Annotated in this window: 1 protein-coding gene; it reads left to right on the forward strand. The window is 68.5% G+C overall.

Going from position 1 to position 1198, the window contains the following annotated elements; translation table 11 throughout:
• Positions 1–75: 75 nt before the first annotated feature.
• Positions 76–1167, forward strand: a complete 1092-nt coding sequence (locus P3G67_RS35715; RefSeq protein WP_276097233.1) for an integrase core domain-containing protein — start codon at positions 76–78, stop codon at positions 1165–1167.
• Positions 1168–1198: the final 31 nt, after the last annotated feature.

Below are 1198 nucleotides of genomic sequence, written 5' to 3' on the forward strand. Positions count from 1 at the left end.
CTGCCAGTCGGCCGTAACAGTGGGGGCCTCGCTCGGTGATTGCCGACCGGGTCCGGCCGGCGCCAGGATGGTCCGGTGCTGCTGCGACTGCCCTACCTGGCCTTGACGAGCGTGTTCGCCCTGATACGGATCCTGCCGATGGGCGAGCGCGACAAGGACGCCGAGATCTTGGCACTGCGCCACCAACTGGCCGTGCTACAGCGGCAGATCGACAAGCCGAAGCTCACCTGGCCCGACCGCGCACTGCTCGCCGCGCTCCTGCACCGCCTCCCCCGGGTACAACTTCGTCGGCTCCAGTTGATCGTCTCACCCGACACGCTGCTGCGCTGGCACCGCGACCTGCTGCGCCGCCGTCACGCCAAGGCCTCACGCCCCAAGCGCCCCGGTCGACCGCGCACCGTGCGCTCCGTCCGTGCCCTGGTGCTCAGGCTCGCGGACGAGAACCCCAACTGGGGCTACAGGCGAATCCACGGCGAGCTCGACACCCTCGGCATCAAGGTCGCCGCCGCCACCGTGTGGAACATCCTCAAGGAGCACGGCATCGACCCCGCGCCCGAGCGTAACCACACCACTTGGGCGGCGTTCCTGCGCTCCCAAGCGCAGGCCATCCTCGCCGCCGACTTCTTCGAGACGAAGACTTTGACCGGGGCGACGCTGTACGTCCTCGCGGTGATCGAGCACTCCACCCGACGCGTGCGGATCCTCGGCGCGACCGCACACCCGACCGCGGCCTGGGTCACCCAGCTCGCCCGAAACGCGGTCATGGACCTTCAGGACACGGGCGCCAGGGTGAAGTTCCTGATCCGGGACCGGGACGTGCGCTATCCGACCGCCTTCGACGCCATCCTGCAGGCCGAGGGTATCGAGGTCGTCCAAACCGGCGTCCGGATGCCGCGTATGAACGCGATCATGGAGCGATGGGTGCGATCCTGCCGAACCGAACTCCTCGACCGCACCCTCATCTGGAACCAGGCCCATCTGCTCCACGCGCTGCGCGAGTACGAGCAGTTCTACAACCAGCACCGGCCCCACCGCACTCTCGAAGGCGCCGCTCCCCTGCGCCCGCGTCCCGAACCGATCACCGAACCCCACCGGCTCACCCACCTCGACGTCCACCGACGCGACCGCCTCGGCGGCATCCTGCACGAGTACCAACATACGGCGTGACCAGCGCGGACGCGGTTCTTGGCACCTACAA

This window comes from Streptomyces silvisoli (genome assembly GCF_029269905.1).
Lineage (GTDB): Bacteria > Actinomycetota > Actinomycetes > Streptomycetales > Streptomycetaceae > Streptantibioticus_A > Streptantibioticus_A silvisoli_A.